The organism is Arachnia propionica, assembly GCF_003932785.1.
GTDB classification, from domain to species: Bacteria; Actinomycetota; Actinomycetes; order Propionibacteriales; family Propionibacteriaceae; genus Arachnia; species Arachnia propionica_B.
Genome location: NZ_RQYT01000018.1, coordinates 1 through 23370, shown reverse-complemented (window position 1 = coordinate 23370; position 23370 = coordinate 1). Strand labels below are relative to the sequence as shown.

The following is a 23370-nucleotide window of genomic DNA, read 5'->3' as shown; positions in this document are numbered from 1 at the left end:
TAAGGAGCCCCATGGAACGCGACACCGAACTACTGCTTCGCGTCGCCCGGCTGTATCACGTGCAGTCGGAGACGATGGACGCCATCGCCCATCAGCTCGGCGTCTCCCGCTCCACCGTCTCCCGCCTGCTCAAGGAGGCCCGCGACCGCGGCCTCATCCGCATCACCATCGTCGACCCGGAACGCCCCCTGAGCCGCATCTCCTCCCTCTTCGAGAAGAACTTCCGCGTCCAGGCCCACGTCGTCAGCGTCCGCCCCGGCTCCAGCTCCGTCATCCGCCTCGACCACGTCGCCAAGGTCGCCGCCCGGCTCCTCGACGACTGCGTCCACGACGGCGACACCATCGGCGTCGCCTGGGGCACCACCACCGCCGCCATCGCCTCCCAGCTCAAACCCCGGGACCTCAGCGGGGTGCGCATCGTGGGCCTCAACGGCGGCGCCAACGAACGCACCACCGGCCTTCCCTACGTGGGTTCCATCCTGCAACGATTCGCCACCGCCTATCGCGGTGAGGAACAGCTGCTGGCCCTGCCCGCCTTCTTCGACGACCCCGCCACCCGCGCCGCCATGTGGCGGGAACGCTCCACCCGCCACATGCTCTCGGCCCGCGCCTCGTGCACGGTGGCCGTGTTTGGGGTGGGCAGCCTCACCTCCGAACTCCAGAGTCACGTCTATTCCGCCAACTACCTCGACAGCCACGACCTCGCTGCCCTCGACGGCGCCCACGTCGTCGGCGATGTCTGCACCGTCATGGTCCGCGAGGACGGCTCATGGGGCGACGTCCCCCTCAATCTCCGCGCCACCGGCATGACCCCCGACGAGCTCCGGCAGCTGCCGCGCCGCATCTGCGCCGTCAGCGGCCCCGCCAAGGCCGCCGCCGTGCTGGGCGCGATGCGGGCCGGGGTCGCGACGGATCTCGTCATCGACGAGGAGACCGCCCGCGCCGTCCTCGACCGCCTCCGCCCCGGCCTGGGGAGGGACTGATCGACCAACACTGCGCAAACTCTCGCCGCAGTCAGTCCCGAGCATCTAGGCTTTTGACCATGACTGAACTCATCGCGACCTCCGTCGTCGACGGTGTGGCCACACTCAGCCTCAACCGCCCCCGCGCCATCAACGCCTTCAACCTGGAGATGCTGGAGGCGGCCCGCGCCGCCCTCGACGGCTGGGCGCGCGACGACGAGGTGCGCGAGGTGGTCCTCACCGGCTCCGGTGAGCGGGGGTTCTGCGCCGGGGCGGATGTCCGGGAGTTGGCCTCCCTGCTCACCGGCAACGCGGCCTGGCTGCACTTCCTGGAGGTTGAGTACCTCCTCGACCTCATCATCGCCCAGTACCCGAAGCACATGACCGTCCACATGCGCGGCATCACGATGGGCGGCGGGCTGGGCATGGCTGTCGGCGCGGATCGACGGATCGTCGACGCCTCGTCGCGGCTCGCCATGCCGGAGACGAAGATCGGTTTCTTCCCCGATGCCGGGGTGATGCGGTGGCTGTCGAAGGCCGGGCCGCTCGGCGTGCACATGGCGCTGACGGCGTCGGAGATCGGCGGCGGCGACGCCCTCGCGATGGGGCTGGCCGACGAGTCCGCCGACGGCGACCTGCCCACCTCCCTCATGGGCGAGCAGTGGCTGCACGACTGCTACGTCGGCGACGACGTGGTGGAGATCGCGCGTCGTCTCGCCGAGCACCCCCACCCGGATGCGCAGCAGGCGGCCCGGGACCTGCGGGCCCGCTCGCCGTTCGCCGTGCATGTGTCGATGCGGGCGCTGCGCCGCGCCGCGACCCTCGACCACAACGGGGTCCTTCACCAGGATCTACGCCTCGCAGAGCGGATGCTGCCCGTCGACTTCGTGGAGGGCGTCCGCGCACTCCTCGTCGACAAGGACAATCAGCCGAGGTGGCGCTGGTCGACGCTGGAGGAGGTCCCGACGGAGTTCGTTGACGAGGTCTTCGCGTACTGACCGCTCTAGACTCGGGTCCATGAGTGAGCGCAACGCGGCCCTGCCCAGCCCCGACGGCACCGTCGACCCGCACCTGTGGCTGGAGGACGTCACCGGCGAGGAGACCCTCGCCTGGGTGCGCAACCACAATGCGCACGCCGAGGGTGAGCTCGACGCCGACGGCGAGGTGACGGAGCTCGCCGCCCAGCTGAAGCGGATCCTGGACTCTCCGGCCAGCATCCCGCACGTGAAGCGTCGCGGCGATCACCTCTACAACTTCTGGACCGACGCGGAGCATCCACGTGGCCTGTGGCGACGCACCACCCCGGAGTCGTTCCGCACCGACGACCCGGAGTGGGAGGTCCTCATCGACGTCGACGCCCTCAACGAGGTCGAGGGGCAGGACTGGGTGTGGCACGGTGCGTCGGTGCTGCGCCCGGCGGAGGGGGAGCCGTGGCGTCACGTCATCGTCGACCTCTCCCACGGCGGCTCCGACGCGGATGTCAGCCGTGAGTTCGACCTCGTGGAGAAGCGGTTCGTCCCGGTGGCCGAGGGCGGCTTCGAGCGTCCCGAGGCGAAGGGGAACCTCGACTGGGTGGACCGTGACACCGTCCTGGTCACCCACGACTTCGGGCCGGGCACCCTGTCGACCTCCGGCTACCCGCTGCAGGTGCGTCGGTGGCGTCGCGGCACCCCCCTCGACTCGGCGGAGCTGCTCTACACCGCCGCCCCCACCGACATGCAGGCGGCCGCCTGGCACGAGGACAGCCCCGGCCACGAGCGCGACTGGATCTACCGCATCCGTTCCTTCTACGAGAACGACCTGCTGCTGCTCGACGACGACGGCAGCACCACCCTCATCGACGTGCCCGCCGACTGCCAGGCCCACCCGCACCGTGACCTGCTGCTGCTCGCGCCCCGCACCGACTTCGAGGTCGACGGGGTGCGGCTCCCCGCCGGGTCGTTGGCGGTGGCGCCGCTGCGGTCGTTCCTGCCCGGCTGGCAGGGGCAGCTCCCACGCGCGACGGTGCTGTTCACCCCCACCGAGACCACGTCCCTGGCCGACTGGTTCCCCACCCGCGACCTCATCGTCGTGGTTGCGCAGGAGGACGTCCGCACCTCCCTCACCGTCTTCGTCCCCGGCGACGACGGCTGGCGGGCGGAGCCCATCCACCGGGACCTGCCCGGCACGGTGGAGGCGATCCCCAGCGACGCGGCCATCAACAACGTCGTCCAAGTAGTGGCCAGCGGGTTCCTGCAGCCGCCGACCCTGTACCTCACGGATCTCACCCCCATGCTGGCGGGCGAGGCGCCGTCGCCGCTGGAGCAGCTGAAGGCGGAGCCGTCCCACTTCGACGCGACCGGGCTCGCGGTCACCCAGCACTTCGCGATGAGCGACGACGGGACGCGGGTGCCGTACTTCCAGATCGGCCCCGTCGATCCGAGGCCTGCGGAGGAGAGCCCGACCCTGCTGCAGGGCTACGGCGGCTTCGAGATCTCACTGACCCCCAGCTACGGGCCGCTGAGCGGCAAGGCGTGGCTGGAGCGGGGCGGCACCCTGGCCGTGGCGAACATCCGCGGCGGCGGCGAGTACGGTCCGGCCTGGCACCAGGCCGCCCTGAAGCAGCACCGGTACCGCGCCTACCAGGACTTCGCTGCGGTGGCGCGGGACCTCGTCGCCCGCGGGGTGACGACGCGGGAGCGGCTGGCCTGCCAGGGCGGGTCGAACGGCGGCCTGCTGGCGGGCAACATGCTCACCACCTACCCGGGCCTGTTCGGGGCGGTGGTGATCCAGGTGCCGCTGCTCGACATGCGCCGGTACACGCATCTGCTGGCGGGGGCGTCGTGGGTGGCGGAGTACGGCGACCCGGATTCCAGCGACTGGGACTTCATCCGCACGTTCAGCCCCTACCACCTGCTCGACGAGACGGTGGACTACCCGGCAGTGCTCATCACCACCTCGACCCGCGACGACCGCGTCCATCCGGGCCACGCCCGCAAGATGACGGCGGCGCTGGAGGGGCTGGGCGCGAACGTCCGCTACTGGGAGAACATGGAGGGCGGCCACGGCGGCGCCGCGGACAATGCGCAGGCGGCACGGATGAACGCCCTCATCTGGACGTTCCTCACCCACACGATCGGCGGGTGAGACACGAGGTCGGACCAGCAACCCGACACGACCCTCCAGGACGGCGATCCGTCGTAAGGCAGGCGAATCAGCGTGCTGAGGAGGCCGACGGGGATGATCCGGAGACAGCGCTGCCCCTCCTGGCCGGACGCCTTGGCGGTACGGTTGGCTGACGGCATCCACCCCACGGACCGCCCCGGCCGCGGCAGGGCCACCCGCCCCGAGTGCCCCGAGGAAGGCGAACTGGGAGCCGCCGCTGAACATCAGGAGGCTCAGCGCCATCGTCTGCCACACGTCGAGCCCCGCGGCCACGGCGAGCGCTCCGAACGAGATCCCGTAGGCCCCCGTCGCGACACTGACGGATGCCGCCATCCGCCACACGGCGACCCGAACCGTCACCCGGCGTCTGCGATCCCCGCGACGAGGCCGGCAGTGGCACGCTCGGCGATCTCCAGCACCAGGTCGACGGGGGTGCCGGCATCGAGTTGCCGGAACGCCGACTCCAGCACGCCCCGGGTCAGGCCGGCGGCGACGACGCAGCGGGCCGGGTCGGGCACGAGGCTGCCCCACGCCTGGCTCAGCACGTCGCGCATCACCCGGTGCGCCTTGTCCATGACCCGCTGCGTGGCGGGCGAGGGGGTGATGCCGTGGGAGAGGGTCATGAGCCAGCCGTGACCGGTCACGGAGGCCTGACGGATGTTCGCCGCCACCCACGCCACGATCCTCTGCCTCGGGTCGTCGAGGGGCTCCAGTTCCGCCTCCACCGCGTCGAGCCAGGCTGGTAGGTAGCGTTCCAGCACCAGCCCGCGCAGGTCATCGACGGAGTCGACGTAGCGGTAGATGCTGTTCCGGGCGATCCCGGCTGCCTGGGTGACCAGCCCCGCGGTGAGCTTCTCCGGCTCACCGGAACGCATGATCTCCTCGGCGGCGTCGACGAGGCGACGCTGCACCATCGCCCGGTGCTGGGCGACGGTGGGGGCTGCGATCTTCGGCACGGTGCTCCTTCCAGGTCCGTTGGCGACCGATTGTAGAGGGACGTCCCCAAATCGCGGAAGAACGGCACTGCCCGCACGGCTCAGCCTGCCTGTCCAAGGAGCATGACGCGGGTAGATTCCCTGTGTCCCCCGACTCGCCGCACCCGAGGAGCCCTGATGGATCCCCAGGCCCCCACCCTCCGCACCTGGCTCGGGCTGTGGGTGCTCGCGGCGGCGCTCGCCGTCATCGTCATCGACGGCACCATCGTCGGGGTGGCCCTGCCCACCATCATCGACGACCTCGGCCTCGGCCTCACCGGCGGGCAGTGGGTCAACTCGCTGTACTCCGTCGTCTTCGCGGCCCTGCTGCTGACCTTCGGGCGCCTCGGCGACCGGTACGGACGACGACGCATGCTGCTCATCGGGATGGCCCTGTTCATCGCCGGCTCCATCCTCGGCGGTCTGGCGACGGGGCCCGCCCCGCTCATCTCCGGACGCGCCATCCAGGGGGTCGGCGGCGCGATGATCCTCCCCGCCACCCTCTCCACCGTCAACGCCACCTTCCGCGGCCCCCACCGGGCCACCGCGTTCGGGATCTGGGGGGCCGTCATGGCCGGGGCCGCCGCGCTCGGCCCCCTCGTCGGGGGCTGGCTCACCCACGTCGCCGACTGGCGCTGGGTGTTCTGGGTCAACCTGCCGCTCGGGCTGGCGGTCATGGCCGCGGCCTGGCGGGTCGTCCCGGAGACCCGCAGCCAGCACAGCACCCCGCTGGAGCCGTTCGGCCCACTGCTGTCAGCCATCGGCTTCGGCTCGCTGATCTTCGGGCTCATCGAGGGCACCGACCTCGGCTGGTGGCGTCCCCGCCAGGAACTCCGCGTCGGCAACCTCACCTGGGGGCTCGACGCGCCCGTCTCCCCGGCCCCCGTCGCGATCCTCGTCGGCCTCGCGGTGCTGGTGTGGTTCGTGCTGCGCGAGCACCGTCGCCGCGACCTGCCGCACCTGGTGACCCTGTCCCTGTTCCGCATCCCGACCTTCGCGACGGGGAACCTCACCGCGGCCCTCGTCCAGGTGGGCGAGTACATCCTCATCTTCGTCCTGCCGATCCATCTCGTCACGGGCATGGGGGCCGACCCGCTCACCGCGGGGCTCGTGCTCATGGCGATGGCGCTCGGCGCCTTCGTCTCCGGCGGGGCCGCCCGGTTCCTCGCCATGCGGCTCAGCACGCGACGGGTGGTGCAGCTGGGGCTGGCGCTGGAGGTCGTGGGCCTGGCCGCCACCGCCGTCGCCATCCAGCGGGCCGCCTCCCCGCTGTGGCTGACCGCCGCGATGCTGCCCTACGGGATCGGGCTGGGGCTCGCCGCCGCGCAGTTGACCTCGTTGGTCCTCCACGACGTGCCCATCGACACATCCGGCCAGGGCTCGGCGCTCCAGTCGACGATCCGGCAGGTCGGGGCGGCGATCGGTTCCGCCGTCGGCGGCACCGTCATGGGTGCGGTGCTGGCAGGTACACCGATCGGCGAGGCCTCCCCGGACGGCCTCGCCCACGCCTCATCCGTCGCGATGTGGCTGGGGACGGGAACCCTTGTCGTCGCTTTCCTGACTGTGCCGCGGGCCGCGATGCAGGGCTCCAGGTCCTCCGATGCGTCGACACACGTAGAATGATCTGGCGACACCAGACGTTGAGGGGAACATGAGCGTTCACGAATTGATCATCATCGGGTCCGGCCCCGCCGGATACACCGCCGCCATCTACGCTGCCCGGGCGGCCCTGAACCCCGTCGTGTTCGAGGGGGCGTTCAGCAGTGGCGGCGCCCTGATGAACACCACCGATGTGGAGAACTTCCCGGGCTTCCCCGAGGGCGTCATGGGGCCGACCCTCATGACCAACATGCGGGCCCAGGCGGAACGGTTCGGTGCGCAGCTCATCACCGACGACGTCGAGCAGGTCGAGTTGACCGGTCCTGTCAAGAAGGTCACCGACTCCGCCGGGAAGGTGTGGGAGGCCCGCACCGTCATCCTCGCGATGGGCTCCGGCTACCGGGAACTCGGGGTCCCCGGCGAGGCCACGTTGTCCGGGCGCGGCGTCAGCTGGTGCGCCACCTGCGACGGGGCCTTCTTCCGTGACAAGCCGATCGTCGTCGTCGGCGGCGGTGACTCGGCGGTCGAGGAGGCCACCTTCCTCACCCGCTTCGGCTCCTCGGTGCTGCTGGTGCACCGCCGCGACGAGCTGCGCGCCTCGAAGGTGATGGCGGATCGCGCCGAGAAGGACCCGAAGTTGAGCTTCGCCTGGAACTCCGTCGTCGAATCCATCAACGGCGACTCGAAGGTCGAGTCCGTCACCCTCCGCGACGTGAACACCGGCGAGACCCGCGACGTCGAGGCGGCCGGGGTGTTCGTCGCCATCGGGCACGACCCCCGCAACGAGCTGGTCAAGGGCCAGGTCGACCTCGATGAGGGCGGCTACGTGCTCGTACGTGAGGGCTCGCAGGCCACGAACCTCGACGGGGTGTTCGCCTGCGGCGACCTCGTCGACCACACCTACCGTCAGGCGATCACCGCCGCCGGGTCCGGCTGCCGAGCAGCTCTCGACGCCGAGCGCTGGCTGGCCGCCCACGAGTCCTGAGCTCCAAGGAGAGAACAATGAGCGTCAAGAACATCACCGAGGCACAGTTCGCCGACGAGGTGCTGCTGTCACCCATCCCCGTCGTGGTGGACTACTGGGCCGACTGGTGCGGCCCGTGCAAGCAGCTGGCACCGATCATCGACGAGCTGGCCCGCGAGTACGAGGGGCAGGTGGCCTTCGTGAAGGTCGACACCTCCGCTGAGCCGGGGCTCGCCGCCCAGCAGGGGATCCTGTCCCTGCCGACCCTGCAGTTCTTCAAGGGGGGACGCGTCGAGCAGTCCCTGTCGGGGGGCAAGTCGAAGAATGCGCTCAAGAAGGTCATCGACGAGTTGATCTGATGAGCGACACGCAGTCCCTCGGCCCCGACCGACCCCGTCGGGGCATACCGACGCCTCCGGAGGATCCCTCCCTCGACGAGTCGGCGGCGGAGACCACCAACGTCAACGGGTTCGCTCCGATCCCGCGCCGTTCCGCCCTCACCCCGGCGAGCCCGTCGGAGGCCCCGGCGGTGCCGCGTCGTTCCGCCCTGACCCCGCCGTCCCCGGTTGAGCCCGGGCAGTGGCGTGCGGTGCCGAAGAAGGACGGCTCCCCGGCCGCGAAGCCGCCCCTGCCGGTGTGGCTGAAGGCCGTGGGGGCAGGCGTCGTCGTGGCCCTGGTGGCCTTCGCCGCCTGGTTCGGCTACTCGATGGCGAGGGTGTCCCCGGCCTCGGACCCGTCGAAGACGGCCTCCCAGGCCGCGTGGGAGCTGAAGCTGCCCGTCCAGGTGCAGGACTACGTCGCGGGTGAACCCAAGGATCCGGGGACACCCAGCCCTGACATGACGGTGCTGAGCGCGAACTACTCCGACGGGACCAACCAGGTGCTGCTGCAGCTGTACCGACCCGAGACCAGCGTCGAGGCCTACGTGACCGCGGCCGGGATCGAGAACACCGTCGTGGTGGGCGAGTCCACGTGCGGCACGCTCAAGGGCCCCGGCATCCCGATGTGCGTGCGGGTCGTCGACGAGACCGCGATCGCGGTGGGCGGGTTGACCTCGCAGTCGCAGGAGACCCTGGCCGCGTTGGTGGACGAGTTCTACGCGAAGCTGAGTGGCAGGTGAACTCTGTCCGATCGTCGGCGGGGACTTCCGGGATGCCGTGCTCGGGGATACGGTTGGTGGAGTGAGCCAGCCCCGACATGACACGAGGCTCGATCCCTTCGTCGAGCACTACTCGCAGCGCACCCACAACCTGAAGGTGTCGGCGGTGCGCGCCCTGTTCGCCGTGGCGAACCGGCCCGAGATCGTGTCCCTGGCAGGCGGGATGCCGAACATCACGGATCTGCCGCTCGATGAGCTGGGCGACGACATGGCCGCGTTGATCCGGTCCCGTGGCACCCAGATCATGCAGTACGGGTCAGGGCAGGGTGAGCCCGGCATCCGGGAACAGATCTGCGAGGTGATGGCGGAGGAGGGGTCACTCGCCCACGCCGACGACATCGTCATCACGGCCGGGTCGCAGCAGGGGCTCGACCTGGTGACCCGCATCTTCTGCGACCCGGGCGACGTGGTGCTGGCGGAGTCACCGTCGTACGTGGGGGCGCTGGGGACGTTCCACAGCTACGAGACGAGCGTCGAGCACGTGCAGTGCGACGCGGAGGGGGTCGTCCCGGAGGCGTTGCGGGAGCGCATCGAGCGGCTGCGCGCCGACGGGAAGCGCCCCAAGTTCCTCTACACGATCCCGAACTTCAACAACCCGTCCGGGGTGACGCAGCCGGTGGAACGGCGTCGCCAGGTGCTGGAGGTGTGCCGGGCGGCGGGGGTGCTCGTCGTCGAGGACAACCCGTACGGGCTGCTGTGCCTCGACCAGGATCCGCTGCCTGCGATGCGGTCGATGGACGACGACGTCATCTATCTCGGGTCGTTCTCGAAGACCTTCGCGCCGGGGTTCCGCGTCGGGTGGGTGTGTGCGCCGCACGCGGTGAAGGAGAAGCTGGTGCTGGCGCAGGAGTCGGCGACGCTGTGCCCGCCGGTGTTCTCTCAGTTCGCGATCAGCAACTACCTGGCGAACAACGACTGGCGGCACCAGATCGAGGTGTACCGGGACATGTACCGCGACCGGCGGGACACGATGCTGGCCGCCCTGGAACGGGAGATGCCGGAGGGGTGCTCCTGGACCCGGCCGGGTGGCGGTTTCTTCGTCTGGGTGACGCTGCCGGAGGGGGTGAACTCGGCGGCGATGCTGCCCCGCGGGGTGAATGCGCGGGTCGCTTTCGTTCCGGGGTCGGCCTTCTTCGCGGACGGGCAGGGGGCCAGGAACGTGAGGCTGTCGTTCTGCTTCCCGCCGTCGGAGCGGATCGCGGTCGGGGTGGAGCGGTTCGCCGGCGTCGTGCGCGGGGAGCTGGAGCTGCTGCAGACCTTCGGGATCTCCACCCCGCCGCACGCGGAGCGTTCCGGCGGCCCCGAACCGAACGTTGTGTGACCTGGATGGGAGACTGACGTCATGACCGTGTTCGTCATCGCCGGTGGCCTGAGCCACGAGAGGGATGTGTCGCTGCGTTCCGGGGCGCGGGTCGCCGCCGCGTTGCGGGAGGAGGGCCTCGACGTGGAGGTCGTCGACGTCAACTCGGAGCTCGTCGCGAGGTTGCAGGCCGACGAGGATCCCGTCGCCGTGCCGGTGGCGCACGGGGGGCTCGGCGAGGACGGGGCGCTGCGTGAGGTGCTGCGGGTGCTCGGGGTGCCGTTCGTGGGCTCGGGCGGCGGGGCGTCGCGTCGGACCTTCGACAAGTCGATCGCCACCCGGCTCGTCGCGAAGGGCAGGATCGCCACACCGCAGCAGATCGCGTTGCCGGACGACATCTTCCGGGAGCTCGGCGCCCAGGCGATCATGTCGGCGATCGGGGAGAAACTGCGGTTCCCGCTCATGGTGAAGCCGGCCCGGTCGGGGTCGGCGCTGGGCGCGGTGAAGGTGATGGCGGCCGAGGAGTTGCCGGGCGCGCTCGTGGGGGCGTTCGCGTACGGGAAGATGGCGGTCGTCGAGGAGTTCATCGACGGGGTGGAGTTGGCGGTGACCGTCATCGACGGTGCCGACGGGCTGCGGGCGCTGCCCCCGGTGGAGATCCGTCCCGCGGGAGGGGTCTACGACTACGAGGCCCGCTACACGGCGGGCGCGACCCGTTTCGTCACGCCGGGCGACCTGCCGTCGGAGGTGCTGGAGCAGGCCCAGGAGGTCGCGGTGCGGGTGCACGAGCTGCTGGGGCTCCGCGACATCTCCCGCACCGACATCATCGTGCGCGACCAGGTCCCGTACTTCATCGAGGGCAACGTCGCGCCGGGCCTGACGGAGACCTCACTGGTCCCGCTCGCCCTGGACGCGGCCGACCTGAGCCTGGGCAAGGTGTTCGCCGAGCTCATCGAGAAGGCGCGCGCCCGCCTCGGGTGAGGTTCGGGTCACCGCGGCGCCGCCGTCCCACTTCCCGCCCAACCCTTCCAGTCGCACCCATCCCCCTCCCGATTTCGCCCGCCTTCCGACGGGTTCAGCTGTCCGGCTCGTCGTCCTCGTCCGGGTGGGCCCCGAGGCCGTGGTAGCGGTCGAAGAACGCAGTGAGGCGCGCGATCACCCGGCGCTTGGTCCGTTCCCGGGCGCCTGATTCATCGAAGCGCGACATGCCCTTCGGCAGGGCCCGGGCGATGGCCGTACCGGAGGTCTGGAGTTCACCCTTCCGGAAGGCGGCCTCGACGAGGCTGCGCACCGTCGATTCCTCGAGCCGTTCCTCCCGGATGATCGTCGCCAGCTCTGTCTCGCGCTTCTCCGCGACGAAGGCCAGCCACTGCTCGTCGACCTCACCGTCGGGGGAGATCGACTCGACGAAGGTCTCGATGAGGTCCCGTTTGTTGCGCAGGCTCGGGCTGGCGTCCACGGCCCGACGGATCTCGGCGTGGATCTCCCGGTCCGTGCCGTCGCCGAACTCGTCCCGATGTTTGGCGACGAGCATGAGGATGTAGTCGACGTTGATCTCCACCTGTTTGATGAGTTCGATCTCGAACACGACGTCGTCGTTGATGAACTCCTTGTCGGCGTCCTGTTCGCGCCGGAACTCAGCGTGGAGGTCGAGGTAGAGGCTGCGGTAGTCCTGCGACTGGCGTTCGGTGAGGATCTCGTTGCCCGCGAAGTCATCAAAGGCCGACAGGATGTTCTGCAGGCGCAGGATCGCCCCGAACAGCCGGATGAACTCCTTGTGCGCCTCCTCCCCGACGATCGGTTGCCCCAGCGGGAAAGAGGCCAGCAATTCGGCCACCTTCTCGGCGTACTCGGCGTGGTACTCGCCGTAGGGTTTCAGCAGCACCACCCCGCGGCTCTCCCGGTTGCCGAAGAGTTCCAGCGCCTTGTTGGTCTCCTCCTCCAGGTCCCGGAAGGCGACGATGTTGCCGTAGGTCTTCACCGAGTTGAGGATCCGATTGGTCCGGGAATAGGCCTGGATCAGCCCGTGGGCGCGCAGGTTCTTGTCCACGAACAAGGTGTTGAGGGTTGTGGCGTCGAATCCGGTGAGGAACATGTTGACGACGATCACCAGGTCCAGCTCACGGTTCTTCAACCGCATCGACAGGTCCTTGTAGTAGTTCTGGAACCCGTCCGCACCGGTGTCGTAGCTGGTGCTGAACAGGTCGTTGTAGTCCTGGATCGCATCCTCCAGGAAGCTGCGCGCATCGTCGCCGAGCTCGTCGGTGTCGAAGGCCTCGTCGTCGAGGATCCCGTCGTCGCTGGCCTCGTTGGCCCCGTAGGAGTAGATGAGCCCGACCTTCAGCTGCCGGTCCGGTGGCAACTGTTCCATCTGGATCCGGAACTGGTTGTAGTAGCGCCGTGCCGCGTCGATGGAGGAGGTGGCGAGGATCGCGTTGAAGCCGCGGACCCGCCGGGTGGCCCGCATGAGATCCTCGCTGCGACGTCGCCTGCTGGCTGCGACGACGTTGGTCACCACCGAGTGCTCGTAGTGGGAGGAGCGTTTCGTCTTCTGGTCGAAGTGGTCAAGGATGTAGCGGACGATCTCTTGGATGCGTTCCGGGGCGAGCAGCGCCTGCTCGGTGTCGATGGCCGTGACCTGCTTGTCCACGACCGCGCCGACGTCGAGGGTGCGCACGTAGTCGATGCGGAACGGCAACACGTTCTTGTCCGTGATGGCGTCGACGATGGTGTAGGTGTGCAGCTTGGTGCCGAAGGCCTGCTCGGTGGTGCGGAGCCGAGGGTTGCCGCCGGAGGTGCTGTTGGCGGCGAAGATGGGGGTGCCGGTGAATCCGAAGAGGTTGTAGCGCTTGAAGGCCCGGGTGATGTCGGCGTGCATGTCGCCGAACTGGGAGCGGTGGCATTCGTCGAAGATGAGGACGACGTGCTGGTTGTAGACGGGATGGCTCCGATTGCCCCTGATGAAGGTGGCGAGTTTCTGGATGGTGGTGATGATGATGCGGGCCTCGGGGTCCTCCAGCTGTTCCTTGAGTACGGCGGTGGAGGTGTTGGAGTTGGCTGCCCCCTTCTTGAATCGGTCGTACTCCCTCATCGTCTGGTAGTCGAGGTCCTTGCGGTCGACGACGAACAGCACCTTGTCGACGCTCGGCATCGTGGCGGCGAGCTGGGCGGTCTTGAAACTGGTGAGGGTCTTGCCGGACCCGGTGGTGTGCCACACGTAGCCGCCGGCGTCGATGGTGCCGAGTTGGCGATGGTTGGTGGCGACGTCGATACGTTGCAGGATCCGCTCAGTGGCGACGATCTGGTAGGGCCGCATCGCCAGCAGGGACTTGTCCTCGGTGAACACGCAGTAGCGGGTGAGGATGTTGAGCAGGGTGTGTTTCGCGAGGAAGGTCTTGGCGAACGAGCGGAGATCCTGGATGGGTCTGTTCTGCGCGTCGGCCCACCAGGAGGTGAACTCGAAGCTGTTGGAGCGTTTCTTCGTGCCTGATCGGGTGTGGCTGTCCTTGATGTGGCGGTCCCGGGTGGTGTTGGAGTAGTACTTCGTCAGGGTGCCGTTGGAGATGATGAACAGCTGGACGTACTCGAACAGCCCGGATCCGGCCCAGAAGCTGTCGCGTTGATAGCGGTTGATCTGATTGAAGGCCTCCCGGATGTCGACGCCGCGCCGTTTCAGTTCGATGTGGACCAGCGGCAGCCCGTTGACGAGGATGGTGACGTCGTATCGGGTGGCGTGGCGGCCGCCGCCGGGGCTGGCGTCGTCGGCGTCGGGGGTCTCGTACTGGTTGATGACCTGCAGCCGGTTGTTGTGGATGTGGCTGCGGTCCAGCAACACGATGTTCTTCTTGGTGTCGTCGTCACGGCGAAGGAGTTCGACCGGAGCGATCTGGATACGGGCGGTCTTCTCGGCGATCCCTTCAGTGCCTCGGCAGAGCTGCTGGAAGAAGCGGCCCCATTCGGCGTCGGTGAAGGTGATGGAGTTGAGTGCCTCGAGCTGGCGACGCAGATTCGCGACGAGGTCCTCCTCTCGCGTGATGGTGAGGTGTTCGTAGGCCTGGGATTCGAGAATGCGGATGAGGTCTCGTTCCAGTTCGGCCTCGGACTGGTAGGCGGTCTCGTCGCTGGGTTCAGGGGTGTACTCGGCGACGACGGTGCTCTCCGCGGAGATCGCGATGGGTTCATAACTCATGAATCAGGCTCCTCCGTCCCGTTCGCAGTCGTCGCATTTCCATCACAGTCCTTCGAAGAAGTCCTCGTCGAGACGAACCAGGGTGTGGGTGGCCTCGACCTGGACGCCCACACCGTGCTGCACCAGCAAGCGGGCCAGCCGTGGGCCGTCGATGAGTTCGATGCGGGCGTTGATCCGTTCGGCCTCCTCGCAGGCGCCACGGGTGAAGGTGGCGGTGGTGATGTAGACGCCGCGATCGCCCTGCCTGCCGAGCAGGGCTCCTGCGAACTTCTGGATCTCGGGCCGATCGACGGTGCGGTCCACGGCCCAGCGTTTGGCCTGGACGTAGATGCGGTCCAGGCCGAGGGGGTCCTGGCTGATGATCCCGTCGATGCCACCGTCGTTGCTGAGCTGGGTGCGTTCCAGCGAGCCACGCTGCCCGTATCCCATGGCCCCGAGCAGTCGGATGACCAGGTGTTCGAAGGCCGCCGGGGTGGTGTTCAAGGTGGCCTGCAACACCTCGGTCTCGACGGTGGCCCGGTTGACACTGATGGCTTGGGCGATGAGGTCGGTCGGGGCAACGGCCTCCTGGTCGGCTGGTGCCGCGGGTTTGTCCTCCCGGGTGCGCTGCAGGAACTCACGGAAGGACGAGTACTTTTCCAGGGTCTTCGTGTCGATCCGCTCGGGATGGGCGCTGAGGGCTGCGATTCCAGCCTCGGTGATTCTCTCCTGGCCACGGGCAGGGCGTTCAACCAGCCCGGCGTTCACCAGGTAGGTGATGGCCCATCCCACCCGACTGGCGATCACCCGCTGTCTTCCGCTCGGCAACAGCGCGGCGCGTTCCTCCGCGGTGAGTTGGAACTCCTCCTCCAGGGCAGCAACGAGGTCCCGCTTCCGCCAGGTCTGACCATCGGAAAGCCGAGCCAGCACGGGTCGCATGCAGGTCTGGTAGTCGGGGATCATCGCTTCTCCTCGAAGGTGAGCAACCGATCCCGGTAGTACTCGTACTGCTTCCGCCGAGCAGCGATCTCAGCAGGCAGACCAGAACTGAGATGATTCACCAGTGCGTCAAAACGATCCAGAATGGACACGATTCGACGCTGCTCTTCAAGGGGAGGGAGCGGAATTCTGATCTTCCCCAGCCCTTCGCTTCCGATTCGCTTGACCTTCGCCCTCGAAACATGACGGTTTTTCTGCTCCCGAAAAGAAGTCGTCCGCATGACATACGAGACATAGGTGGGATTCTGACCTGACCGGAAGCAAAAAGAATCATCATGAATCGCAACAGGAACCTCGCCAAGCCATGCAACAGCTTTCCCAACATCCTCGACTGTTTCTCCAACAGCTGCGATCACCACATCTCCCGGTTGCGCATACCTGAGCTGACCCGAAATGTCTTCACGCACGTGACTGACTACCTGACTGGCCGAGACACCGTAGTGGGTATAGATTTCTCCGTAATGGATACACGGGATACCACAAGGTACCATGTCCTGCTTGGTAAATCTGCGCCCACGAACGAACTGCCCAATTTCACTCAATGAGGTCCACCCCCCCCCCGCCGTTTCATCGAAGGTCAGCAACTTGTCGCGGTAGTACTCATACTGCCGCATCCGGGCCTTCAGCTCCGCCTCCAATTCCACCCTCAGTTCCAACTCCAGCTGGGCGAACTTGTCCAAGACTCTCACGATCTCGTGCTGAATTTCAAGCGGGGGAACTGGAACACGAACTCTTTGAAGTTGCTTGGCCGAAACATCCACAACCTTCGTCCCGGTGGCCAAGGATTTCTTCTGGGAATAGAAGGAGCTCGTTTGGAACCAGTACGACAGGTACTTTGCATCTTGGCCGTGTTTGATGACCGTGGCGTGACCACCGGTGACGATCTGCTTTTCACCGAGCCATGCGACCGCCTTTCCCACGTCCTCGACGTTCTCGCTGGTATTGGTGATGATGATGTCGCCTGGATCAACCTTGGCCAACTTGACCGCCGTTTCTGGACTCACGAAGGAGATGGTCTTCGTGGCCCATGCCCCGTAGCGAGTGTAGATCTGGCCGTAATGTATGGCCCCCACTCCCTCGTCGGTCAGGACCGACTTGGGCATTCCGTTTCCGCGAACAAGCTCCGCGATCTCACCCAACTGCTTGAAGTCCACGCCATCGGGACACAGCTCAGCGATCAGGTCGTCGATCCTGCTCATTCTTCACCATCCTCCTCAGGATTCGCTGTCTGCCCAACGCTTGCCTCCAACTCAAGAAAACGATCAAAGTCACTGACGTACAGCTTGTCCTGTACCACTCGATACTTCTCGAACTCGGTTTCAGCATGAAGTTTGGCTTGTTCATGTGAAATTCTCCCCGGGCCCATCAGGATCTCTGATCCATTGAACTCGAGGAAGCCATCCAACCGTTTGGCCCAGTCCTCCATGGACATGGGGATCTTACGCGTTGCCTGCAGCTCAGCGTAGTCCAAATACATCGACACGAGGCGCTGCAGGAAATCAAGCTCCTCCTTGCTGAGGTAATTCTTGGCGATGGAGACATCTGACTTGACTATTTTTCCCGCGGGCGCAGAGGCCCAGGTGGTGAGTCCCATGTTGGGCTTCTCGGCGTTGGCCCGTTCCACGATGAGCTCCGCCGCCGTGTGACGATGGGTTGCCCAATGAAGCTTGTTCTGGACCAAGGCGTAGAATTCCCGAGTTGTCGCAGCCTGCGGGTCGTAGTCGAAAGCAGTGGCGTATATGTCCGTGATCTGCTGATAGAATTTCCGCTCCGAAGCACGAATCTCCCGGATGAGCTCCAGCTGGCGCTTGAAGAACTCGTCGGTGAATCGGTGACCACTCTTGAGACGTTCGACGTCCATGACCCACCCTTGAATGGTGTAGTCCTTCACAATCTGCGACGCCCACCGCCTGAATTGAACGGCCCTGGGATTGTTGACCTTGAACCCAACAGCAACCATCGCCTGGAGGTTGTAGTGTTTGACCATGTATTGCTTGCCATCGGGCCCAGTTGTTAAGTATTTCTTAATAACTGATTCCGGTTGGATCTCACCGTCGTCAACCAGCCGCTTCAAGTGCTGGGAGATCGCTGGCACTGTCACATCATAGAGTTCAGCCATGATGCGCTGCGTTCCCCAGATGTTCTCATCCTGGTAACGCAACTCCACCGCCGTGTCATCTCCCCCCGTGGCAGCCACGAAGGTCAGGTACTCGGCGGATGATGAGGTGGGTGGCTTGCTCATGGCACCGAGTCTCCCTCCAGGTCCGCGACGATCGCGTCGATCTCGGTCCGGAGTTCGGCCTGACGGGCCACGATGCGGGCGATCTCCGCGTTGAGTTCCGTGATGTCGACCGCCTCGCGGGTGTCCTCCTTCTCCACGTGCGCAGAGACGGACAGGTTGTAGTCGGCCTCGCCGATCTCCTCGTTGCTGACCAGCGACGCGACGTGGGGGACCTCGGCCCGGGCGGTGTACAGCTCCAGGATGCGCTCTTGATGCTCCGGCTGCAGCTTGTTCTTGTTGCCGACCCGGCTGAACTCCGCCGAGGCGTCGATGAACAGCACATCGTTGCTGGGCTTCGACTTCTTCAACACGATGATGCAGGTGGCGATCGTCGTGCCGAAGAACAGGTCCTGCGGCAGCTGGATGACCGCATCCACGTAGTTGTTGTCCACGAGATACTTGCGGATCTTCTGCTCCGCGCCGCCCCGGTACAGCACCCCGGGGAACTCGACGATGGCCGCCGTGCCGTTGACCGCCAGCCAGGACAGGATGTGCATCGTGAAGGCCAGATCGGCCTTCGACTTCGGTGCCAGCACGCCCGCAGGGGCGAATCGTGGATCGTTGATGAGCAGCGGGTTGGAGTTGCCCTCCCATTTGATGGAGTAGGGCGGATTCGACACGATGGCCTCGAAGGGTTCCTCGTCCTCGTGGTACGGATCCAGCAGGGTGTCGCCGTGCGCGATGTCGAACTGCTCGTAGTTGAGATTGTGCAGGAACATGTTGATGCGGGCCAGGTTGTAGGTGGTGAGGTTGATCTCCTGACCGACGAACCTGTCCACGTTCTCCGGCCCCAGTACCTTCGCGAATTTCAGCAGCAGCGACCCGGAACCCGCCGCCGGGTCGTACACCTTGTTGACGCGCTTCCGTCCCACCACGGTGAGCCGGGCCAGCACCTCTGAGACCTCCGGCGGCGTGTAGTACTCGCCCCCGGACTTGCCCGCCTGGGAGGCATACATCTGCATGAGGTACTCGTAGGCGTCGCCGAACAGGTCGATGGAGTTGTCCTCGAAGCTTCCCAGCGGCAGGTCACCGATGGCGTTGAGCAGCTTGACGAGCTTCTCGTTCCGCCTGGGGATGGTTGGTCCGAGCTTCGAGCTGTCGACGTCGAGGTCGTCGAACAGGCCCTTGAGGGCGCGTTCACTGGGCTGGCCCATCGCGGAGCCCTGGATGTTGCGGAACACCCGTGCCAACGTCTCGTTGAGGTTTGCGTCCTCAGCGGCCCGGGCACGGACATTGACGAACAGCTCCGAGGGGAAGATGAAGAACCCCTTCTCCTCGATGATCCCCTGCATGCCTCGCTCCGCAACGGCATCCGGCAGCTCCGCGTAGTCGTCGTCCCCATCAGCGTTGATGTAGGCGGTCAGGTTCTCCGAGATGAAGCGGTAGAACAGCATCCCCAGCACATACGCCTTGAAGTCCCACCCGTCGACGCTGCCCCGGAGGTCGTTCGCGATGCGCCAGATGGTGCGGTGCAGCTCCGCACGCTGCCCCTCGGTGGTGGTGGGAACCATGTCGTCTCCGGTGTCCAGGCACGTCCTGCGTGCTCCATCCCTTGCGCACCCTACGGTAGTGGCGTGCCCTGACATTTTCGAAGCCATGGGCATCAGCCCCTGAAACGACAGGTGCCCGGGCCGAGGCCCGGGCACCTGAGGAGATCAGTGGTCACTTGCTCCACTGCTTGGCCGAGGGGCTGAGCAGGAGGAAGACGATGGTGGCTGCCAGACCGTACCCGATGCACAACGCAAGAATCGTGGGGGCGAGGGCCAGGGTCTCGGTCATGACATGCATCACCAGAAGGATGGTGACCATGGCCAGCTGGGCGAAGCCTGCCCCGAGGAGCACCCCGTATCCCTTGCCCTTGAGGAAGGTGATGCCGCTGGCGAGCAGCGCGACGGCGGTGAGGAAGGTGCCGAAGGCGTTGATGTAGCCCAGGGCGACGTAGAGGCCCTCGTTGTCCACCTTGAGCAGGGTGGCGGCCAGATCCACACCTGTGACTCCGATCACGCTGAAAAAACCGATGATCAGTCCGAAACTGCCGCTGATGATGCCGAGCACCGAGGCCCCCGTCGCGGCACCGGGGCGCTTGGGTGCAGCCGCGTAGTAGGGGGGCTGTCCGTAGGCTGCCTGAGGCGGGTAACCGGCCCCGGTCGGCTGACCGTACCCGGGCTGAACAGCCCCATACCCTGCCGGCGGATAACCGGTGGGCTGCTGACCGTAGGGATTGGGCGGCATCATGGGCCCACCCTGGTGCGGAGCATCAAAGCCAGGAGAAGAAGAATAGGGCTGGCCGTTGGGTGAGGGCTGGAAACCGGGCTGTTGGGGGCCGGAGGGGTACGGCTCGCTCATGGGGGACCTTTCGTGAAAACTTCTCCTCAGAGCATAGACGTTGGACGAGTCACTGTCCGCTTCGAAGGACGAGCCTCGAGGATCCTCGTTCTCCGTCGGCCAACAGGGTTTCCGGCCAGACTCGCTGAAGCCGTCCTGGACCCACTGAGACACCGTTCTCTCCTCACACCGCAGCACACGAGTCAATGAGCCATCTGGTTCCAGATTTCTGGCGCTCCCTCCATCCCGCTGGCACACCGAGCTGGAACTCGAGCCGAGCGGAGTTCCACGTCGGTCTCGACACGGGTCCTTCGCAGGCTCCGGACCCGGCTCGACCATCGGGGGGAAGTCCTCGGAGCAGAAGAAAGCGGTCCCGCAATCGGATCACACCGGCTGGTTTCAGCCCTCCCCACGTCCGTGCCGAGGGATCGGGTCGCTCAGAATCGCTCTGAGACAAAATCCCTTGTCACAGGCGAGAGGATCAACCTGTTCGACACCCCATGCGGTGATTTATCGACAAAGACTCCAAGCGCTTAGCGGCTTGAGCTGTTTGCCGCTGCTTGGTTCAGATCGTGCGGTCCTCGATCACGGCGAGGATGCGTTCCAGGTCGTCCCCCGAGGCGAACTCGATGGTGATCTTGCCCTTGTGCCGACCGATCGCCACCTTGACCCGGGTGTCGAAGTGATCCGAGAGCCGCTGAGCGACGGCGGCCTCGCGCTCGGAGGGGAGGCGACGGACCTTCGTCGTCGGTTCCGGTGCGGCCTCAGGAGCGTCACCGAGCCGGACGATCTCCTCCGTGCTGCGCACCGAGAGACCCTCGGCGATGATGCGCTCCGCGAGTCGCTCCTGGGCGGAGGGGGACAACAGACCGAGCAGTGCCCGGGCATGACCCGCCGAGAGCACCCCCGCAGCCACCTTCGTCTGCACCGATGCTGGCAGATTGAGCAGCCGCAACGTGTTCGAGATCTGCGGTCGGCTACGGTGGATCCGCTGGGACAGCTCCTCCTTCGAGCACTCGAAATCGGTCAGGAGCTGCTGGTAGGCCAGGGCCTCCTCAAGGGGATTGAGGTTCGCCCGGTGCAGGTTCTCCAGCAGGGCGTCGCGCAACAGGGCGTCGTCCTCCGTGCCCCTCACGATGGCCGGGATCGTCTCCTTACCCGCCTGCTTGGAGGCCCGGAAGCGACGCTCGCCCATGATGAGCTCGAATCGGGACCCGACTTCACGTACAACGACAGGCTGGAGAACACCGAACTCCCGGATCGACGCGGTGAGTTCGGCGAGGTCGTCCTCGTCGAACACGGTGCGAGGCTGACGGGGGTTCGGGGTGATCTTCTCAAGGGGGATCTCCATGAAGTAGGAGCCGTCCTTGAGCTGCTCGGAGGGCTTCGTCTCGTCCGCCTCCGTACGGGCAAACAGGTCGCCCAGGCCCTTGCCAAGCCCTTGATGTGCCTTGGCCATCATCATTTCTCCTCGGTAACTGCGCGGTGTGCGATCTCCTCGGCCGCCTTCTGATACGCGATGGCTCCGGAGGACTTCGGCTGATAGGTGATGACGCTCTGACCGTAGCTCGGGGCCTCCGCGATGCGCACGGAACGCGGAATCTCGACGTCCAGGGTCTGGGTCGGGAAGTGGGTGCGGATTTCACGTGCCACTTCAGACGCCAGATTGGTGCGATTGTCGAACATCGTCAGCAGCACCGTGCTGAGATCGAGGGCGTCGTTGAGGTTGCCCTTGACCCGCTGAATGGTGCGGATGAGCTGGGCAACGCCTTCCAGTGCGTAGTACTCGCATTGAATGGGGACGAGGATCTCCGTCGCGGCCACCAGGGCGTTGAGTGTGAGGAGCCCCAGCGAGGGAGGACAGTCGAAGAAGACGTAGTCAACGCCGGATTGCTCGATGTAGGTGGCCAAGGCCTTCTTCATCTTGGCCTCACGGCCTGCGATGCTCACCAATTCAAGTTCGGCGGTGGCCAGCTCAATGGCAGCCGGCAACACGTGGAGATTCGGCGTGTGGGGAGATCGCTTCGCCAAGTCCTGGATCTCGGCACCCTGCAACAACACTTCGTAGGTGCCGGGAGTGCCCGGATCATGGTCGATACCGAGCGCCGTCGAGGCATTTCCCTGCGGGTCAATGTCCACCACGAGCACATTCAGACCACCAAAGGCCAGAGACGACGCAATGTTGACCGTCGTGGTGGTCTTTCCGACGCCCCCCTTCTGGTTCGCGACGACGAAGACTCGCGGCTTGGCCGGGCGCGGCAAGGTCAGCGGCGGTCCCTCGGGTTCGTACTCCACCCCATATTCATCCACGTAGTCCCAGGAGTCCTCACCCTCCTCTTGGAGAGCCCGACGGGGGCCGTTCGAGCGCTGCACCACCGTTTCACGTGAAACGTTGGCGTGCTGCTTCCACGGCTCCTCGGTCTTGGACTCCTGGCGACGCTTCCGAAAGAACAATCCCATGATCTCCTCCTCCGAACGAGCACAACTTTAAACTCCAGCACCGACGCAAGCGAGTTCCGCGGCGTTTCACGTGAAACGGATGACACGAAACGACAGAAATCACTGGACCGACCGGCGCAAGCGCGTCACTGACTCTGTCGTTTCACGTGAAACGGATCGTCGCTGTCGCGGAGGAGGACTCCGACTCTGAAGTTCGCTGCCCTTCGTCACCGCTGCTGGCAGACGCTTCGCTCCGTTGGCCGAGCCGGGCGGGAATCCCACGGAGGTCTCGACACGGGTCCTCCGGACCCGGCTCGACCAGCGGGGCTGTGGCCGACGCGAGGCACCGCTGGATGAGAGCCACTCGCCACCGTTTCACGTGAAACGACCTGCGCAGCACGCGTCAGCACAAGGAGTGAGTCCGAGACCCCATGCGGACGTCTTCCTCGGCTGGTCGAGCCGGACCGCGAGCGCCAGCGAGCCGTCCGTGTCGAGACCCCTCACTCACCGTGCAGGAACCCGAGCAGGCAGGGACCCTACGGAGGTCTCGACACGGGTCCTCCGCAAGCTACGGACCCGGCTCGACCAGCGGCGAGGAGACTGACGCCGGCGGCTGCTGGGTAAGAGGGTGCGCGGATAGGGGGATCGTTGCGAGGATCGTCACGGTGACCTCATGGCAAGGCGGACGACGAAAAGCGCACTGGACCGTGCGTTCAAGGAGGACAACACAGCCAGGGGGTCACCGGGGCGACCGCAGTAGATTCGCCTATCCGCGCACCCTCTAAGACCCACTCAGCACCGTTTCACGTGAAACGAGCCGCAGGAGAGCGGTCGGTACTCAAACATCGAGCAGACGTTTCGCTCCCTTGGCCGTGCCTCACCGCGAGTGCCAGCGAGGAATCCGACCCAAGATCTCTAATCCACCCACTGGTTGATCAGACCCAAGAGCGCCCGCCAACCGAGTAAGAGGGTGCGCGGATAGGGGGGTCGTCACGAGGATCGTCACGGTGACCTCATGGCAAGGCGGACGACGAAGAGCGCACTGGACCGTGCGTT

18 protein-coding genes and 1 pseudogene are annotated in these 23370 nt (G+C 66.2%); 9 read left to right on the top strand and 10 right to left on the bottom strand.

Going from position 1 to position 23370, the window contains the following annotated elements; translation table 11 throughout:
- Positions 1–11: 11 nt before the first annotated feature.
- The 3 genes from EII35_RS08740 to EII35_RS08730 are packed head-to-tail and all read left to right on the top strand — an operon-like array spanning position 12 to position 4088.
- Positions 12–983 (top strand): sugar-binding transcriptional regulator, encoded by a 972-nt coding sequence (locus tag EII35_RS08740; RefSeq protein WP_125228084.1) that lies wholly within the window; start codon positions 12–14, stop codon positions 981–983.
- A 59-nt stretch (positions 984–1042) separates the two neighbouring features.
- Positions 1043–1960: an enoyl-CoA hydratase/isomerase family protein gene (locus EII35_RS08735; protein ID WP_125228083.1), complete on the top strand. Its 918-nt coding sequence runs from the start codon at positions 1043–1045 to the stop codon at positions 1958–1960.
- A gap of 19 nt (positions 1961–1979) precedes the next feature.
- Positions 1980–4088, top strand: coding sequence for a prolyl oligopeptidase family serine peptidase (locus EII35_RS08730; protein ID WP_125228082.1), 2109 nt, complete (start codon positions 1980–1982; stop codon positions 4086–4088).
- Between the two features lie 186 nt (positions 4089–4274).
- Here EII35_RS08730 and EII35_RS08725 read toward each other — a convergent pair.
- Together EII35_RS08725 and EII35_RS08720 are read right to left on the bottom strand one after the other, a co-directional pair.
- Positions 4275–4439, bottom strand: a pseudogene (locus EII35_RS08725) (AzlC family ABC transporter permease); the annotation flags it as partial.
- A 23-nt stretch (positions 4440–4462) separates the two neighbouring features.
- Positions 4463–5062 (bottom strand): TetR/AcrR family transcriptional regulator, encoded by a 600-nt coding sequence (locus EII35_RS08720; protein WP_125228081.1) that lies wholly within the window; start codon positions 5060–5062, stop codon positions 4463–4465.
- A 156-nt stretch (positions 5063–5218) separates the two neighbouring features.
- Between EII35_RS08720 and EII35_RS08715 the strand changes: the two genes are divergently transcribed.
- The 6 genes from EII35_RS08715 (at position 5219) to EII35_RS08690 (ending at position 11083) form a co-directional block, all read left to right on the top strand.
- Positions 5219–6703 (top strand): MFS transporter, encoded by a 1485-nt coding sequence (locus tag EII35_RS08715; protein WP_125228080.1) that lies wholly within the window; start codon positions 5219–5221, stop codon positions 6701–6703.
- Between the two features lie 28 nt (positions 6704–6731).
- On the top strand, positions 6732–7664 hold the full coding sequence (trxB, locus tag EII35_RS08710; RefSeq protein WP_125228079.1) for a thioredoxin-disulfide reductase: 933 nt from the start codon (positions 6732–6734) through the stop codon (positions 7662–7664).
- A 17-nt stretch (positions 7665–7681) separates the two neighbouring features.
- Entirely contained in the window at positions 7682–8002 is a 321-nt protein-coding gene (gene trxA / locus EII35_RS08705; RefSeq protein WP_125228078.1) for a thioredoxin, read from the top strand.
- Positions 8002–8763 (top strand): hypothetical protein, encoded by a 762-nt coding sequence (locus EII35_RS08700; RefSeq protein ID WP_125228077.1) that lies wholly within the window; start codon positions 8002–8004, stop codon positions 8761–8763. The genes trxA and EII35_RS08700 overlap by 1 nt, the downstream gene beginning before the upstream one ends.
- 61 nt (positions 8764–8824) lie before the next feature.
- Positions 8825–10123 (top strand): aminotransferase-like domain-containing protein, encoded by a 1299-nt coding sequence (locus EII35_RS08695; RefSeq protein WP_260465076.1) that lies wholly within the window; start codon positions 8825–8827, stop codon positions 10121–10123.
- Positions 10124–10144: 21 nt separating this feature from the next.
- Positions 10145–11083: a D-alanine--D-alanine ligase family protein gene (locus EII35_RS08690; RefSeq protein WP_125228076.1), complete on the top strand. Its 939-nt coding sequence runs from the start codon at positions 10145–10147 to the stop codon at positions 11081–11083.
- 94 nt (positions 11084–11177) lie between these two features.
- On the opposite strand, the gene EII35_RS08685 is transcribed toward EII35_RS08690, so the two are convergent.
- The 8 genes from EII35_RS08685 to EII35_RS08650 all read right to left on the bottom strand — a co-directional run bounded on the left by EII35_RS08685 (position 11178) and on the right by EII35_RS08650 (position 22335).
- Positions 11178–14291: a type I restriction endonuclease subunit R gene (locus tag EII35_RS08685; RefSeq protein WP_125228075.1), complete on the bottom strand. Its 3114-nt coding sequence runs from the start codon at positions 14289–14291 to the stop codon at positions 11178–11180.
- A gap of 42 nt (positions 14292–14333) precedes the next feature.
- Complete coding sequence (locus tag EII35_RS08680; RefSeq protein WP_125228074.1) at positions 14334–15233, bottom strand: restriction endonuclease; 900 nt, start codon at positions 15231–15233, stop codon at positions 14334–14336.
- Positions 15230–16468, bottom strand: a complete 1239-nt coding sequence (locus tag EII35_RS08675; RefSeq protein WP_125228073.1) for a restriction endonuclease subunit S — start codon at positions 16466–16468, stop codon at positions 15230–15232. The genes EII35_RS08680 and EII35_RS08675 overlap by 4 nt, the downstream gene beginning before the upstream one ends.
- Positions 16465–17511 (bottom strand): virulence RhuM family protein, encoded by a 1047-nt coding sequence (locus tag EII35_RS08670; protein ID WP_125228072.1) that lies wholly within the window; start codon positions 17509–17511, stop codon positions 16465–16467. Before EII35_RS08670 ends, EII35_RS08675 begins: the two co-directional genes overlap by 4 nt.
- A complete protein-coding gene (locus tag EII35_RS08665; protein WP_125228071.1) occupies positions 17508–19061 on the bottom strand; it encodes a type I restriction-modification system subunit M in 1554 nt (517 codons plus the stop codon). Before EII35_RS08665 ends, EII35_RS08670 begins: the two co-directional genes overlap by 4 nt.
- Before the next feature lie 151 nt (positions 19062–19212).
- Complete coding sequence (locus EII35_RS08660) at positions 19213–19785, bottom strand: DUF3824 domain-containing protein (protein ID WP_125228070.1); 573 nt, start codon at positions 19783–19785, stop codon at positions 19213–19215.
- 655 nt (positions 19786–20440) lie between these two features.
- Positions 20441–21340: a ParB/RepB/Spo0J family partition protein gene (locus tag EII35_RS08655; protein WP_125228069.1), complete on the bottom strand. Its 900-nt coding sequence runs from the start codon at positions 21338–21340 to the stop codon at positions 20441–20443.
- The gene (locus EII35_RS08650; RefSeq protein ID WP_125228068.1) at positions 21337–22335 is read right to left on the bottom strand and encodes a ParA family protein; all 999 of its coding nucleotides are present in this window, start codon (positions 22333–22335) and stop codon (positions 21337–21339) included. Before EII35_RS08650 ends, EII35_RS08655 begins: the two co-directional genes overlap by 4 nt.
- Between the last annotated feature and the right edge of the window lie 1035 nt (positions 22336–23370).